Here is a 14537-nt window from a genome sequence, read left to right as displayed (position 1 = left end):
TTGGGGTGGGGCTATCTTGCGAAGGTCGCCTGCGCCGCCACCGGCGCCGCGCTGTCGACCGGCGTGACCGGCGCGGGGGCCGGCCGGATCGTGGCCGGCTTCACCGCCACCTTGGCGCCGGGCATCGCGGCCTGAATGTTCGACACGATCACCCGATCCTGTGGGCTAAGCCCTGAGCGGATGATACGCAGCCCGTCGACGATCGGGCCGAGTTCGACCGGCTTGACCGCGACATTGCTGTCCTTGTCCACCACCAGCACGGTCTTGCGCGCCTGATCCGACTGGATCGCCTCGTCCGGGACCAGCAGGGCGTTGGCCTTGCCGCCATTGGCCAGGCGCATATTGCCGAACAGGCCGGGGGTCAGGAAATTGCCCGGATTGTCGAACACCGCGCGGATGCGGATCGTGCCCGACCGCGGATCAAGGCCATTGTCGGTGAAGTCGAGCCGACCCTGATGATTATAGTCGGCCTCATCCTGCAACCGCACCTCGACTGCGCCGCCATCATCCTTGTCGCGCTGCGATTTGAGATAGAGCGCTTCGGACGCGTCGAAGTTGAAATAGATGGGGTCGAGCTTGTTGACCGTGGTCAGCAGAGTAGCGCCGCTCCCTTCCGCCCCGGCCACCAGATTGCCGATGTCGACGCGGCGGTCGGAAACGCGGCCCGAAATAGGCGCGCGAACCTGCGTAAACTCGACGTCCAGCGCCCGGCTGCGTTCGCGCGCCTGCGCCCCGGCAAGGGCGGCTTGTGCAGCCTGAAGCCGCGAGCGCAGCGAGTCCACTTCGCTGGCCGATACGGCTTCGTCGCCGCTCAGCCGCTGGACGCGGGCATAGTCATTCTGCGCCAGCTGCAAGGCGCTGCGGGCCGATGCGCTGCTTGCCCGTGCCTCGGCCAGAGCCGCCTGGAAGGGGCGCTGGTCGATGGTGAAGAGCAATTGCCCCTGACGCACAAAGTCGCCGTCGCGGAAATGGATGGCGGTGACGGCGCCCGATACGCGCGGGCGGATTTCCACCGTCTGGCTGGGGGCGAAGCGGCCGACATAATCGTCCCACTGGGTCACGCTGCGGGCGAGCGGCGCGGATACGCCGACAGCCGCCAACGGCGCGGCGGAGGCCTGCGCCTCCGTCTGGCCCCAATACTTCCAGCTGGCGCCGCCGAGCACGGCGATGCCCAATGCCGCCCAGGCGAAGTGCCGCCCGCGCCAGCGCCGCGTTATGCCGTCAGGCCCGACTTCGCTGGCCTGCGTATCAGTGTCGATCTTTGCGATCATGTTCATGGATATTTCCCTTTGATGGTGCGGCGGGCGGCGGTGACGGCGGACAGCAATGTTTCCAGCTGGCCTTCGCTAAACCCCGCCTCACGGAAGTGTCGGATGGCGGATGGACGGACGGCGAAGCCTTCATGCCAGGCCTCCACGGCCAGACGGCGCAGCGCCTCCAGCCTGGTGTCCGCCAGTTTGAAATGCGGCTGCGGGCCGAAGAGCAAGGTCTTGAAGCGCGACCAGCGGCCCGGCTCATTCAGGGAAGGAAGACCGTCCGTCTGCGCCAGACGCACGATCTGCCATTCCATCGCCGAAAAACCGGTGGCGACCGCTTTGATCCGGTCGCGGATCGCAGGCAAGGAGATGCCGTCCCCAACCGCAGGCAGCGGCTGGGCGAAATCGATATAGGCCATGGTTTCAAACCCCTATTTGCGTGCAGATCCGGCCGCGAACACCATCTGCGGGCGCACGCGATACTCTCCCGAACCGGTGGCGGCTGCGGAAATGCACAAGCCATCCGTGCCGGAGCGATGCCCCGGCCCCATGGCCAGACGATGATGATGGTGCAGGTGGCGAGGCGAAGCGCGCCAGCCAGCTTAAAAACTTAGCTCAGGACGATATTTTTCATGGTGCCTCCTTGGAGGCAGATGCCTCGACCGGATTTCATACTTATCGGTATATAATCTGAAGCACCCTTCCGTCAACCGCTTTCTGTACCGCTTGGTAAATTTTTCTGAATTGCGGCTGAATGGACGGTTTTACGAAGGCTCAGTTCAATTGGACGGCCACATCGCCATGGTAGTTTCCACCAGCTGTTCCAGCTGCTGCGGCGATGCGCCGCCGCTGGCCTGCACGCCCATGCCCTGCATGACCGCCATCACATAGGCCGCCAGCGCCGCCGGCTCGACCCCGGCAGGCAGGTCGCCCTCCGCCTTGGCCCGCTCCAGCCGTTCGACCAGTGCCTTGTCGGACGAGGCGCGACGCGCCAGCACGTCGGTCTTGATCGAATCCGCCTGCGTGGTGCAGGCGACCAGGCTGATGACGCCAAGGCAGGCGCGCGGGTCGTTGCCGCCGGTCTGGATATTGAGCGTACCGCGCAGCAGTCGTTCGGCCACGGCGCGGGCTGTTGGTTCCTCCATCGCGGAGCGCATATAGCAGAGCTTGTCGCGCTCATAGAGGTCGAGCGCCTTGTGGAACAGCGCTTCCTTGTTGCCGAAACAGGCATAGAGGCTGGGCTTGGTAATGCCCATCGCCTCGGTCAGCTCGGCCAGCGACGCGCCTTCATAACCCCGCGTCCAGAAGACCTGGAGCGCAGCCGACAGGGCTTCCTCGGGATCGAATTCCCGAGGGCGTCCTCTCGTTGCGGGTTCAGCTGCCATTTTCATACCGAGCGGTATATAGTGAGAGTCGCGCCTTTGTCCAGATCAGGCCGCGCTCTCCCGCTGATAAATTCACATTTATGATATATCCATATTTGCGAACTTGTGGCAGATATTCGCCCCATCTTAGGGAGAGTGAATACGCCATGTCCATAGCCACCACCCATGTCGGCAGCCTGCCGCGCGGCGATGCGTTGACTCCGTTGCTGCTGGCCCGCGACAAGGGCGAGGCCTATGACGCGGCGCTGTTCGATACGACCGTCCAGCAGGCGGTGTCGGATGCGGTGACGGCGCAGATTGCAGCGGGCGTGTCGATCGTCAGCGACGGCGAATTGGGCAAGGTCGGCTATTCTACCTATATGATCGAGCGACTTTCGGGCTTTGGCGGCCATATCGACCGGAAGGTCGCCGCCGACCTCGCGCCACTGCCCGAGTTGCGGCAGAAGCTGGCGGCGATCATGGGGAGCCAGGAGTTCACCCGCGCCTCCTGCATCGGGCCGGTCAGGCTGGTGACGCTCGATCCGCTGCATGAGGATATTCGCCGCTTCAGGACCGCGCTGGCCGATCATCCGGGCACCCGCGCTTTCATGAACGCCGCCTCCCCCGGCCTGATCACCGCCTTCCAGGTCAATCGCCATTATCCCAGCCACGAAGCCTATCTGGCCGATCTGGTCGATGCGATGCGGGAGGAATATGAGACGATCGTGGCGGCCGGGTTCGACCTGCAACTCGACTGCCCCGACCTCGCCATGTCGCGCCACACCGGATACCAGGATGCGAGCGAAGAGGAATTCCTGAAGATCGCCGCCGCCAATGTCGAGGCTCTGAATGCCGCGACCGTCAATATCCCGGCGGACCGGATGCGGATGCACATTTGCTGGGGCAATTATGAAGGCCCGCACGATCATGACATTCCGCTGGAAAAGGTGATCGACATCGTGCTGGCTGCGCGGCCGGCGACTATGCTGTTCGAGGGCGCCAATCCCTGCCACGAGCATGAATGGACGGTCTGGCGCGATGCCAATGTTCCTGACGACAAGATTCTTGCCCCCGGCCTGATCGACACCTGTTCCAACTATGTCGAGCATCCCGAATTGATCGCCCAGCGGATCGAGCGTTTTGCCGGCATCGTCGGCAAGGACCGGGTGGTGGCCAGCACCGATTGCGGTTTCGGCACCTTCGCCGGATATGGCAAGATCGACCCCGCCGTGACCTGGAAGAAGCTGCGGTCGCTGCGCGCCGGCGCCGATCTGGCGGACTCCCGGCTATGAGGGAAGAGGATCGTCGCGCGATCGAGCAGGACTGCGCCCGGCTGGTCGCGCTCTACGCCAATCTCAACGATGCGGGGCGCTGGGACGATGTCGCTACGCTCTATGCGAGTGATGGCCGCATGGCCCGTCCGACCGCGCCCGATGACTGGATCGTGGGGCGGGCCGCGATTCTGGCCGCCTTCCTCTCCCGCCCCGCGCGGACCACGCGGCATGTCTGTTCCAATGTCGTGATCGAGGTGCTGAGCGAGAGCGAAGCGACAGGCGAAAGCGCTATGCTGTTGTTCACGGGCGAGGGAGCGCCTAAAGTCGGTAGCTTTCACGACCGTTTCGTGGCGGTAGAGGGGGAATGGCGCTTTGCCGAAAGGCGGGGCAGCCTGATATTTTAAGGGGTATCGCCGATCATGAATGGGACCACGCCGTCCACCGTCAAATCGGCGATGCGCACCATCGACATCATCGAATATGTCGTCGCGCGCCCGGCCGGCGTCGTGGCGCAGGAGATTGCGGCGGGTCTGGCCATTCCGGTCAGCAGCCTATCCTACCTGCTCGCGACGTTGGTGGAGCGGCACTATCTGGCGCGGGAGGGGCGGCGATATCTGCCCGGCCCGGCGCTGGAGCGGCTGGCATCGCCCCGCATCGCCATGTCGCTGGCCGACAAGGTGCGGCCGCTGGTCAAATCGCTGCGCTTGCAGATCAACGAGACGGCGTCCTTCTTCGTGCGCGACGGCTGGTTGCTGGAGGCGATCGTCACCGAGACGGCGGAACAGTCGCTGCGCTATTCGATCAGCGTGGGCACACGCAGTCCGCTCCATTGCCTGGCCGCGGGCAAGGCGCTGCTCGCACACCTTAGCGACGCGGAGCTGGATGCCTATTTCGCGCAGACGCCGCTGGAAAGCTTTACCCCCAGCAGCATCGTCGATGTTGGGCAATTGCGCGCCGAACTGGCGGAGATTCGCGCGACCGGCATCGGCCGCACGCGGGAGGAATATACGCCGGGCATTTGCGGCCTTGGCATGGCGGTGGTGATCGATGGCGAGGCCGTCGGCGCCTTCGCGCTGGCCATCCCGGTGCCGCGCTTCACCGCAGAGGTGGAGGGACGGACCATCGCCAAGCTGGAGCAGGCCGTCAGCCTGTTCGCCGCGGCGGAGATGCCCGCGGTCTGACGCAGGACGCGCCAATGACGCGGGAGGGCAAAGTTCACAGTGTCGTCGGGCACAATCGGCTGGAAGCGCTCGCGAAGCGTTCCCAACGCGCCTGCGACGCGACGATGGCGCCACATATGGGGCACATCCACGCGACAGACATGCGACGATTGTGCGCCACCCACGCGACAGGAACACGGCAATAGGGCGGGCAGCTATCTGGTCGGCGGCGCGAGGCGTCATCAGTCAGGATAGACCAGACATTATCCTGCATTGGAAGAGTGTAGATGGTGGCCGGCAAGGGCGGCAGATTTGGTGGTTAGCGGACTGTCTAGATTTGGTCGCGGGCGCGTTCTTAGTCTCTTTCCTCCACCCGCACGCACGCGTGGAAGACGCCAGTTTTCTCAAGGTCCTCAGCCTGCCATGCCTCAACCACATGGTAGTAGCGGAAATATCCACCAGCATCCTTTGAGAGATATTCGCCAATCCGCGGCATGAAGGCGAGTTCCGCCGTAAAGAGCGGCGTCATCTCGTCATCCTCAAAAACACTAACCTGCGGCATCAAACGGTCTCCGGCTTATTCGTATAGACCATATGCTTTTAGACTGACCATTCGGGCCGTTCAAAGTCGCATTATGGTCTTCACCGGACCGATGACCTTACGAACCTCCCTCCCCCAAAATAAAAACGGGGGACGCCTTTCGGCATCCCCCGCTCCAGCCCCGCTCGGGCATAGGCTTTTATCTATCGTGATTTCCGAGCCGTCCGATGTTCCATCGGACTTGAAATCACTTTCCGATTATGCGGCCTTGGTGCGCCAGCCGTCGGCATAATTGTCGCGCGCGGCTTCCGAATAGGGAACCGAGGAAACGATCGCCTTGATTTCGGTCTGAACGTGCGGTTCGACGGTCGGCTTGCGGGTGCCGCCATTGGGTTCGCCCCAGAGCAGCGTTACTTCGGTGCCGGGCGCGGCGAACTCGGCATCGACCATCGCCAGCGCCAGGAAGCGACCGGCATTGATGGTGTAGCCGATCCAGGTCGACAGGCCGACGGTCTTGCCGTCCTTCAGCACCGCGTCATAGGGGTGCATGCAGTAGACGGCGCTGGGGAATTCCAGGAACTTCGCTTTGTCGCCGGTCTGGAGCATGGAGCTCATGACCCGGACGATATCCTCATTGTCGAGGGCCAGCGTCACCTTCTGGCGGTGCGGCTGATCCTTGATCTTTTCCAGCGCTTCGCGGCCGACAAACTCATGGTCGAACTTGACCATGATGCCATAGCCCAGCTCCCACGGGTTCAGATAATAATCCTCGATCTTGTCGGAGACGAAGCTGCCGCCGAGCGAGCATTTGCCTTCATAGCTGTTCTCGCCGATCCATTCGCGGAAGCCCTTCGAGCCTTCGCCGGTATAGGTGGCGGGCAGCGGCGAGGGAATCCAGCCCGATTCCAGCGTGTTGGACGAATAGGTACGGCCACCGCACAGGGTCAGGCCATAATCTTTGCCCGCTTCAATGAGCGCGTTGCGGACGGTGTCATAATCTTCCCACGGACCAAACAGCTCGTAACCCGGCTGGCCGGCCATGCCGTGGCGCAGCGCGCGCACTTCGACGCCGGCAATGTTGATCGGGGCCATGTGGAAGAATTTCAGGTCCGGCGGGGTCTGGCCCATCGCCTTTTCCAGCACCGGCATGGCGTTGGGGCCCTGCAACTGGAAGCGATAGTTACGGCGATAGCCCTGCTGGTCGAGCGGGCGGGCGATGGTGCGTTCGTCGCGTTCCACCTTCACGTCCCACTTGCCGGTCGAGGCCCAATATTCGACCCATTCGATCGACGGCGCGCGGCCGACCAGTTCGAACTTTTCTTCTTCCAGATAGAAGAGGATGACATCGCCGATCACATAACCTTCAGGCGTGACGGGAGCGAACTGCTTGGCGCGGTTCGGCACGAAGCCCTTGAAGCTGTTGGGGGCGAGATAGGCGAGCATATCGAACGCGCCGGGGCCGGTGACGAGCAGGTCGACCATGTGGAAGCTCTGGTTGAACAGGACCGAGCTTTCCGCCCAACTGCGCTGTTCGTCGCGCCAGTTGCTATATTCGCCGGGCACGCCCGGATAGGCATTGGGGCCGACCTGCTGGTTGCGCAGGAATTCGACGATATCGCCCTTTTCATCGAGCAGCTGTTGCAGGGTCTTGTCAGTCATTCAAACCTCTCCTTCGACTTGTCTGGAACTTCACGAAATGGGGGCAGGAACAGGCATGGAGAGCCAGTCCTGTAGCTGGGCATTGAAGGCCACGGGCGCTTCGGCCGGCATCATGTGGCCGGCGCGTTCGACGACGCGCAGTTGCGCGCCGGGAATCGCGGCGGCGATCGCTTCATGCTGCGCGACCGGGGACCACTGGTCCTGCCGGCCGACGATCGCGACGGTCGGGCAGATGATGGCCGGGAGCAGCGCGTCCACCGACGGGCGGTGCAACAGCGCCTCGACCTGCGCCTCGAACGTGGCGAGGCCGGCGTCGACCGCCATGGCGTAGAGCATGTCCATCAGCGCCTCGTCGCGCAGGCCGGCAAAGCCCATCATTGGCGGCAGCCATTGGGCAACGAGGGCAGCCATGCCCTGATCGCGGCCAAGGTCGCGGAGTTTATAGCGCCCTTCCCGCTCGCCCGGCTTGACCGGATGGACGCCGGTATCGACCAGTGCCAGCCGCTCGACCCGGTCCGGCACCTTGCGCACCACTTCCAGTGCGACACGCGCACCCATGGAATGGCCGAGCAGGGCACAACGATCAGGCATGCGGGCGATAGCATAATCGGCCATCGCCTCGATTCGATCGCAACCGGCATAGAAGCCGTCCACTACCGCGCTACCGGGGAAAGCAGCCAGCGTTTCGCCGAACATGCGGGAATCGCAGAGCAATCCCGGCAGGATCAGGAGGGGGGCGCCCAGATCGCGATCTGATGATTTCGCATCCATGAATATTTCATCTACACGAATATTTCAGATCCTGCCAGTCGGAAAATGCGTGGCAGGGTCTTTATTCGGCGAAAGGACACCGCCCTTGACAGCAGCCCGATTTCCGTCAAGCTTACACTGTAAGTCTGATAAAAATCAGGAGAGGCTCATCATGTATCCCTTCACCACCGGTTCCTTCGCCGTCCGAAATGGTTGGTATGTCGCCGCCTTCCGCCATGAAATCGATGAGGCATTGCTGGCGCGCACGATCCTCAATCAGCCGGTCGTCCTTTATCGCAAGCAGGATGGGCAAGCGGTGGCGGTCGGTGGGCGATGCCCGCACCGCCATTTTCCGCTCGGCAAAAGCTGTCGCAAGGGCGACGGCATCGTCTGCGGCTATCATGGCATCGCCTTTGGCCCGGACGGGCAATGCACCGATATTCCGAGCCAGAACTTCACCCCGCGATCTTATCATATCCCCAGCTACCCGCTGGTCGAACATGGGCTGTGGGCGTGGATATGGATGGGGGATGCCGATAAGGCCGATCCAGCGCTGTTGCCCGATCTGGCGGCGATCGGCCTGACGGCGCCCGGCATGACGGCGCGCCCCTTGTTCGTGGAACATGTGAAGGGGCGGGCGCAATTGCTGAACGACAATCTGCTGGACCTGACCCACCTCGCCTTCCTGCATGGCAGCTCGATCGGCACGCTGGACAATGCCGCGACGCCCGAAGAGGTGGTCAAGCGGCCGGGCTTCCTGGGGAGCCGCCGCCATATGCGCGATGCCGAGGCGCCGCCGGTGGTCGCCTATATGGGCCACGACCTGACCCGCATCGACCGGGTGAGCGGGATGGATTTCCATTTGCCCGGATTCCATGCCGGGATCGACGAGAGCCGATTCCCGCAGGGGCACGCGCGATCGGGGGAAGCCTTTGCGTCGAGCCGGGTCTATCATGCGGTGACGCCCGAGACGCCGCATAGCTGCACTTATTTTTTCGCCATGGCGACGACAGATGCGAGCGCGATCGACATCATGGAGGAGTATCTGCGCCCCGTGATCGCCGAGGATAAATTCGCCACCGAAGAGATCGAGGCGATGCTGGCCGTGGTGGGCGAACATCCCGAGGAACTGCTGCTGAAGAGCGATCGCAATGCAGTGGAGGGCCGGCGCATGTTGCAGGCGATGATGGATGCGGAGCGGGTGGGGTGAGGCGGGTTCACACACCATGATCCGTTCGTTTCTCGACTTCGCTCGAAACGAACGGAAGTTGGCACTTACACCGCATCCTCGTCCGCCACGCGCAGGTGGGTGACGAGGAGGACCAGCGCAGCGATGGCGGAGCCGAGCGCCAGCGAAAGCGAGGTGACGCCCCGCCCTGCCCCGACCGCCAGCAACTGCCCCGCGATGAACGGCCCAAGCGCCGCGCCGCAACGGCCAAAACCGATCACCGTGCCGGTGCCGGTGGCGCGCAAGGTGGTGGGATAGATGTTGGCGATCAGCGCATAGAGGCCGACCACCGATCCATTGGCGAGAAAGCCGAGCAGGAACGCCGCGCCCTGCAACAGCAGGATATCGGCCGGCACGGCGCCAAAGACCGCGACCGCCGCCGCCGCACCGGCGAGGCCGAACAGCACCAGCGGGCGCAGGCCGATGCGCGGCGACAGGAAGCCCAATATCACCCCCCCGGTCGCGCCACCCATATTCATGAATACCGACACGATCGTCGCCTGCGACGGATCGAAGCCGAGCGACACGACCAGCGCCGGGGTCCAGCCCAGCGCATAATAAAAGGTCATCATGTGCAGGCCATACATGAAGATGAGCGCGATCGTCGTTGCGCGATAGCGATCGGTGAAGAGCGCGCCGATGGAGGCCTTCGGCTCCTCTAGCGCGACAAGCCGACCCGCGAGCGGCTGGCCGAGGCGTTTCAATATGGCGTTGATCCGGGCCAGCGCATCCGGCCCGCCGCGCGTCGCCAGCCAGCCGATCGATTCGGGCAGGAACAGCAGCACCAGCGGCACCATCACCGCCGTCGCACCCGCGCCGAACAGGAAGATGGATTCCCAGCCATGATGTTTGAGCAGCTGCGCCGCGGCCCAGCCGCCGACGATGCCGCCGGCGGGATAGCCGGCCGCCATGATGCTGACCGACAGGTCGCGACGCTTGCGATTGGCGAACTCCGCCGACAGCGCGTTCACCGCCGCCAGCACCGCGCCGAGGCCAAGCCCTGTATAGGCGCGCAGCAGGCAGAGCAGCAGGACGTTGGAGGCGAAGGCGGAAGCGAACATGCCGCTGACCATGATGGCGAGGCAGAGCAGCACCTGCGGCCGCCGCCCGATCCGGTCGGCCAGCTGGCCCAGCGTCAGCGACCCCACCACCATGCCGGCCAGCCCTGATGACACGACCAGTCCGATGGCGCCGGGGCCGATGCTCCATTGCTTCGCGATGCCGGGCGCGGCGAAAGTCACGGCCAATATGTCGAAGCCGTCGAGGGCGTTGAGCAGGAAGCAGATGGCGATGGCGACGCATTGCGGCAGGCGCATCGGCTGGCTGGCCAAGATGCTGCGGGGATCGTCGGCCGGCAATGACGGCGCGACGGTCGAAATGGGGGCCATGGGCTGCGGTCCTCTCGCTTGATCTTATGCGGGGCTGCCTGCGACGCCGTCCCCCGTTTCACATACATTGTATGCTGATGACACATTATGCAAATCGAAATGCCGTGCCTCATGCCGGCACTCGCGCTCTTCGGCCATATGTTTAACGCAGCAATCGCTTGTCGCCGCTCGCAAACAAATATAACGTTCGTTACTAATTAGGGAGAGGACATCATAATATATGGCACAAGCCGATCGCCGCTCGGGTCCACAGGATATGGAACCGACCCTGTTGCTGGGCATCGCCTTCGGCTTTCTGTCCTCGCTCGGCCCCTTTGCCATCGACCTGTATCTGCCGGCCATGCCGGGCATGGCACAGACGATGGCGGCGGACAGCGGCGCGGTGCAGCGTACCCTGTCCGCCTTTTTCCTGGGGCTGGCGCTGGCGCAGATCCCGCTCGGCACGCTGGGCGATCATTATGGCCGGCGTCGGCCGCTGATCGGTGGGCTGCTGCTGTTCGCGATCGCGTCCATCGCCTGCGCCATGGCGACCAGCCTCGACATGCTGATCGCGTGTCGCTTCCTGCAAGGCATGGGTGCGTGCGCCGGCACATCGAGCGTGCGGGCGATGATCCGCGACCGGCATAGCGGCCATCGCGCGGCGCAACTGATGGCCTTCACCTTCCTCATTATCGGCATATCGCCGGTGCTGGCGCCGCTGGCGGGCAGTTATCTGTTGCAGGCGATGAGCTGGCGCGGGCTGTTCCTGCTGCTGGCCGGCGGCGGGGCGATGGCATTGATCGCGGTAGCGTTCTTCCTGCCGGAATCGCTGCCGCCAGAACGGCGATTGCACCGGCAACCGATGCTGCATGCCTATGGCCGGCTGCTTGGGACACCCGCCTTTCTGGGCTGGACTCTGGTGGCGGGGCTGGCGACCACCGTGCCCTTTGCCTTCGTGACCGCGGCGCCCTTTATCTACACGCACGGCTTTGGCCTGACCGCGCATCAGTATAGCCTGTTGCTGGCACTGAACGCCGTGACGTCGATCATCGCCACCCAGTTCGCCCCGACGCTGATGCGGCGGTTGGGCGCGCGACCGCTGGTGACGGGCGTGGCGCTGGTGGCGATGGGCGCGACCGCGCTGATCGCGATGGCGGGGCTGACGGCAAGCGTGCCGATCACGTTGTTCCAGCCTTATTCGATGCTGCTCTTCGCTCTGTCCGGCTTCATCCTGACGCCAGCCGCGATATCAGCGCTGGATGCGGCGGCCGGCGGCGCGGGGGCGGCGGCCGGATTGCTCGGCACGTTGCAACTGGCGATCACGGCGGCGGCAAGCGCAGCCGTATCGCTGCTGCCGTCCGTCTCCATCCTGCCGCTGACCGGTGTGCTGGGTGTCAGCTTCCTGACGATGTTGCTGGTGATGATGGCGCTGGGTGGCGCGCAACGGCGCGCGCCATCCTGACGCCCTGTTTCAGGCCCCGACCTGCACGAACCAGTCCGCGAGATTATAGTGATTGCTGACGCGGGCAATGCGGCCATCGACGATCGCGAAGAAGGCGCCGACGCGCAAGCGATAGGTCTGGCCCGATGCCGGCGGCAGGTCGCCATCAGTTTCCAGATAGCGGCCCTCCAGCTGGAATTCCGCCGCAACGCGGCTGCCGTCGGGCGACGTCAGGAAGACCGGGTCGATCACCTGCTCGCTATAGCAGCGGTTCATATGGGCGAGAAAATCGGCGAAGGCCGCCTTCCCCTCCCGCACCGCCCCCTGCGAGGGTTCATGCACGACATCGTCGGTCAGCAGGTCCAGCATCGCGGCGGCGTCCCCACGATTGAAGGCGGCATAATAGCTGCGCAGCAGGTCGATGCTCATGCCCGGCCCTCCCCGGTCAGGCGCGCGGCATGCCAGCGCAGATGATCGGCCATGAAGGTCGAGATGAAATAATAGCTATGGTCATAGCCATCGCGCAGCGTGAGGGTGAGCGGGATGCCCGCCGCCTCGCACGCGCTGCGCAGCAGGTCGGGCCGCAATTCCTTGTCGAGGAAGCTGTCGGCCGCGCCCTGATCCACCAACAGCGCGGGCACGCGCGCGCCATCCTCGATCAGGGCGACGGCGTCATGCTGGCGCCAGGCGCCCTTGTCTTCGCCCAGATAGCCGCCCAGCGCCTTCTGGCCCCATGGCACCTGCGAAGGAGCGACGATCGGGGCGAAGGCAGAAACCGCCTTGAAGCGATCGGGCAAGCGCAGACCGATGGTCAGCGCGCCATGGCCACCCATGCTATGGCCCATGATCGACTGGCGATCCATGTCGGCCATCGGGAATTGCGCGGCGATCAGCGCCGGCAGTTCGTCCGTGACATAGGACCACATGCGATAATTGGCGGCAAAGGGCGCCTGCGTCGCATCGACATAGAAGCCAGCACCCAGACCGAAATCATAGGCGCCATCGGGATCGTCCGCCACGCCCTCCCCGCGCGGCGATGTGTCCGGCGCGACGAAGATCAGGCCCAGTTCCGCGCAAAGCGCGCGAAACTCGCCCTTTTCCGTGACATTGGCATGGGTGCAGGTCAGGCCCGACAGATACCAGACGACCGGCAGCTTCGCACCTTCCGCATGCGGCGGGACATAGACGGAAAAGGTCATGTCCGTGCCGGTGGCGGCAGAGGCGTGCCGGTACACGCCCTGCACGCCGCCAAAGGCGCGATTGGTGCTAACCGTCTCCATCAGAAGACGACGACCGAGCGGATGCTCTTGCCCGCGTGCATCAGGTCGAAAGCGGTGTTGATCTCCTCCAGACCCATGACATGGGTGATCATCGGGTCGATCTCGATCTTGCCGGTCATGTACATGTCGACGATCTTGGGCACGTCGGTCCGGCCCTTGGCGCCGCCGAACGCAGTGCCGCGCCAGTTGCGGCCGGTGACGAGCTGGAACGGCCGCGTCTCGATGGTCTTGCCGGCTTCGGCCACGCCGATGATGATCGACGTGCCCCAGCCGCGATGGCAGGCTTCCAGCGCGGTGCGCATCACTTCGGTATTGCCGGTCGCGTCGAAGGTGTAGTCGGCGCCACCGTCAGTCAGTTCGACGATCTTCGCGACCGTGTCTTCGCGCGACAGGCCCTTCGAATTGAGGAAGTCGGTCATGCCGAACTTGCGGCCCCATTCCTCGCGATCGGGGTTGATGTCGACGCCGATGATCTTGTTCGCGCCGGCGAGGCGCGCGCCCTGGATCACGTTGAGGCCGATGCCGCCAAGGCCGAAGATGACGACATTGTCGCCTACCTGCACCTTGGCCGTGTTGATGACCGCGCCGACGCCCGTCGTCACACCGCAGCCGATATAGCAGCTGGACTGGAACGGCGCATCCTCGCGGATCTTCGCCAGCGCGATTTCGGGCAGGACGGTGAAGTTGGAGAAGGTGGAGCAACCCATATAATGGTAGATCGGCTGGCCCTTGTAGCTGAAGCGGGTCGTGCCGTCGGGCATGAGCCCCTTGCCCTGCGTCGCGCGGATCGCGGTGCAGAGGTTGGTCTTGCCGGACAGGCAGCTTTTGCACTGGCGGCATTCGGGGGTGTAGAGCGGGATGACATGGTCGCCGGGCTTGACCGATGTGACGCCCGCGCCGACTTCGCGCACGATACCCGCGCCCTCATGGCCCAGCACTGATGGGAAGATGCCCTCGCTATCGAACCCGTCCAGCGTGTAGGCGTCGGTATGGCAGATACCGGTCGCCATGATCTCCACCAGCACTTCGCCGGCCTTGGGCCCTTCCAGATCCAGCTCCACGATTTCGAGGGGCTTTTTCGCTTCGAAGGCAACGGCGGCGCGGGTTTTCATGGTTTCAACTCCAATTGGCAGATGGTCCGGCTCTAGCAATGTCCCGCTGATGCGATAAGCAGGGATTTCAGCAATAGATTATTTCACAGACGGGATAATGCCCGG

At 63.9% G+C, this 14537-nt stretch carries 15 protein-coding genes; 5 read left to right on the top strand and 10 right to left on the bottom strand.

Annotation, left to right across the window (positions count from 1 at the left end):
- Window positions 1–11 precede the first annotated feature (11 nt).
- From RQH62_RS04880 to RQH62_RS04870, 3 genes are all read right to left on the bottom strand, one after another.
- Window positions 12–1277 carry an efflux RND transporter periplasmic adaptor subunit gene (locus RQH62_RS04880; RefSeq protein WP_311267627.1) on the bottom strand — a complete coding sequence of 422 codons (1266 nt, stop codon included), beginning with the start codon at window positions 1275–1277 and terminating at the stop codon, window positions 12–14.
- Window positions 1274–1675, bottom strand: a complete 402-nt coding sequence (locus tag RQH62_RS04875; protein ID WP_311267626.1) for a hypothetical protein — start codon at window positions 1673–1675, stop codon at window positions 1274–1276. The genes RQH62_RS04880 and RQH62_RS04875 overlap by 4 nt, the downstream gene beginning before the upstream one ends.
- Before the next feature lie 360 nt (window positions 1676–2035).
- The gene (locus RQH62_RS04870; RefSeq protein WP_311267625.1) at window positions 2036–2647 is read right to left on the bottom strand and encodes a TetR/AcrR family transcriptional regulator; all 612 of its coding nucleotides are present in this window, start codon (window positions 2645–2647) and stop codon (window positions 2036–2038) included.
- 140 nt (window positions 2648–2787) lie between these two features.
- On the opposite strand from RQH62_RS04870, the gene RQH62_RS04865 reads away from it, so the two are divergent.
- Genes RQH62_RS04865 through RQH62_RS04855 form a run of 3 tightly spaced genes read left to right on the top strand, consistent with a single transcriptional unit; the run spans window position 2788 to window position 5075 of the window.
- A complete protein-coding gene (locus RQH62_RS04865) occupies window positions 2788–3912 on the top strand; it encodes a cobalamin-independent methionine synthase II family protein (protein ID WP_311267624.1) in 1125 nt (374 codons plus the stop codon).
- Complete coding sequence (locus RQH62_RS04860) at window positions 3909–4298, top strand: nuclear transport factor 2 family protein (RefSeq protein ID WP_311267623.1); 390 nt, start codon at window positions 3909–3911, stop codon at window positions 4296–4298. The genes RQH62_RS04865 and RQH62_RS04860 overlap by 4 nt, the downstream gene beginning before the upstream one ends.
- A 15-nt stretch (window positions 4299–4313) precedes the next feature.
- A complete protein-coding gene (locus RQH62_RS04855; RefSeq protein WP_311267622.1) occupies window positions 4314–5075 on the top strand; it encodes an IclR family transcriptional regulator in 762 nt (253 codons plus the stop codon).
- Window positions 5076–5409: 334 nt separating this feature from the next.
- Here RQH62_RS04855 and RQH62_RS04850 read toward each other — a convergent pair whose 3' ends face one another.
- From RQH62_RS04850 to RQH62_RS04840, 3 genes are all read right to left on the bottom strand, one after another.
- Window positions 5410–5616 (bottom strand): hypothetical protein, encoded by a 207-nt coding sequence (locus tag RQH62_RS04850; protein WP_311267621.1) that lies wholly within the window; start codon window positions 5614–5616, stop codon window positions 5410–5412.
- 237 nt (window positions 5617–5853) lie between these two features.
- A complete protein-coding gene (gene desA / locus RQH62_RS04845; protein WP_311267620.1) occupies window positions 5854–7254 on the bottom strand; it encodes a syringate O-demethylase in 1401 nt (466 codons plus the stop codon).
- A 30-nt stretch (window positions 7255–7284) separates the two neighbouring features.
- Entirely contained in the window at window positions 7285–8025 is a 741-nt protein-coding gene (locus tag RQH62_RS04840) for an alpha/beta fold hydrolase (protein ID WP_311267619.1), read from the bottom strand.
- Window positions 8026–8176: 151 nt separating this feature from the next.
- On the opposite strand from RQH62_RS04840, the gene RQH62_RS04835 reads away from it, so the two are divergent.
- On the top strand, window positions 8177–9214 hold the full coding sequence (locus RQH62_RS04835) for an aromatic ring-hydroxylating dioxygenase subunit alpha (RefSeq protein ID WP_311267618.1): 1038 nt from the start codon (window positions 8177–8179) through the stop codon (window positions 9212–9214).
- 65 nt (window positions 9215–9279) lie between these two features.
- On the opposite strand, the gene RQH62_RS04830 is transcribed toward RQH62_RS04835, so the two are convergent.
- Window positions 9280–10620: an MFS transporter gene (locus tag RQH62_RS04830; protein WP_311267617.1), complete on the bottom strand. Its 1341-nt coding sequence runs from the start codon at window positions 10618–10620 to the stop codon at window positions 9280–9282.
- A 256-nt stretch (window positions 10621–10876) separates the two neighbouring features.
- Here RQH62_RS04830 and RQH62_RS04825 point away from each other — a divergent pair, with 256 nt between their 5' ends.
- Entirely contained in the window at window positions 10877–12061 is a 1185-nt protein-coding gene (locus RQH62_RS04825) for a multidrug effflux MFS transporter (protein WP_311267616.1), read from the top strand.
- Between the two features lie 9 nt (window positions 12062–12070).
- Here the strand turns inward: RQH62_RS04825 and RQH62_RS04820 are convergent, their stop codons facing one another.
- From RQH62_RS04820 to RQH62_RS04810, 3 genes are read right to left on the bottom strand one after another with little or no spacing between them, the layout of a single operon-like run.
- On the bottom strand, window positions 12071–12469 hold the full coding sequence (locus RQH62_RS04820) for a ketosteroid isomerase-related protein (RefSeq protein ID WP_311267615.1): 399 nt from the start codon (window positions 12467–12469) through the stop codon (window positions 12071–12073).
- The gene (fghA, locus tag RQH62_RS04815; RefSeq protein ID WP_311267614.1) at window positions 12466–13320 is read right to left on the bottom strand and encodes an S-formylglutathione hydrolase; all 855 of its coding nucleotides are present in this window, start codon (window positions 13318–13320) and stop codon (window positions 12466–12468) included. Before fghA ends, RQH62_RS04820 begins: the two co-directional genes overlap by 4 nt.
- Window positions 13320–14432 carry an S-(hydroxymethyl)glutathione dehydrogenase/class III alcohol dehydrogenase gene (locus RQH62_RS04810; RefSeq protein ID WP_093086923.1) on the bottom strand — a complete coding sequence of 371 codons (1113 nt, stop codon included), beginning with the start codon at window positions 14430–14432 and terminating at the stop codon, window positions 13320–13322. The genes fghA and RQH62_RS04810 overlap by 1 nt, the downstream gene beginning before the upstream one ends.
- Window positions 14433–14537: the final 105 nt, after the last annotated feature.

It is taken from the genome of Sphingobium sp. WCS2017Hpa-17 (assembly GCF_031843765.1).
GTDB lineage: Bacteria > Pseudomonadota > Alphaproteobacteria > Sphingomonadales > Sphingomonadaceae > Sphingobium.
This window is presented reverse-complemented; position numbering and strand designations above follow the sequence as displayed.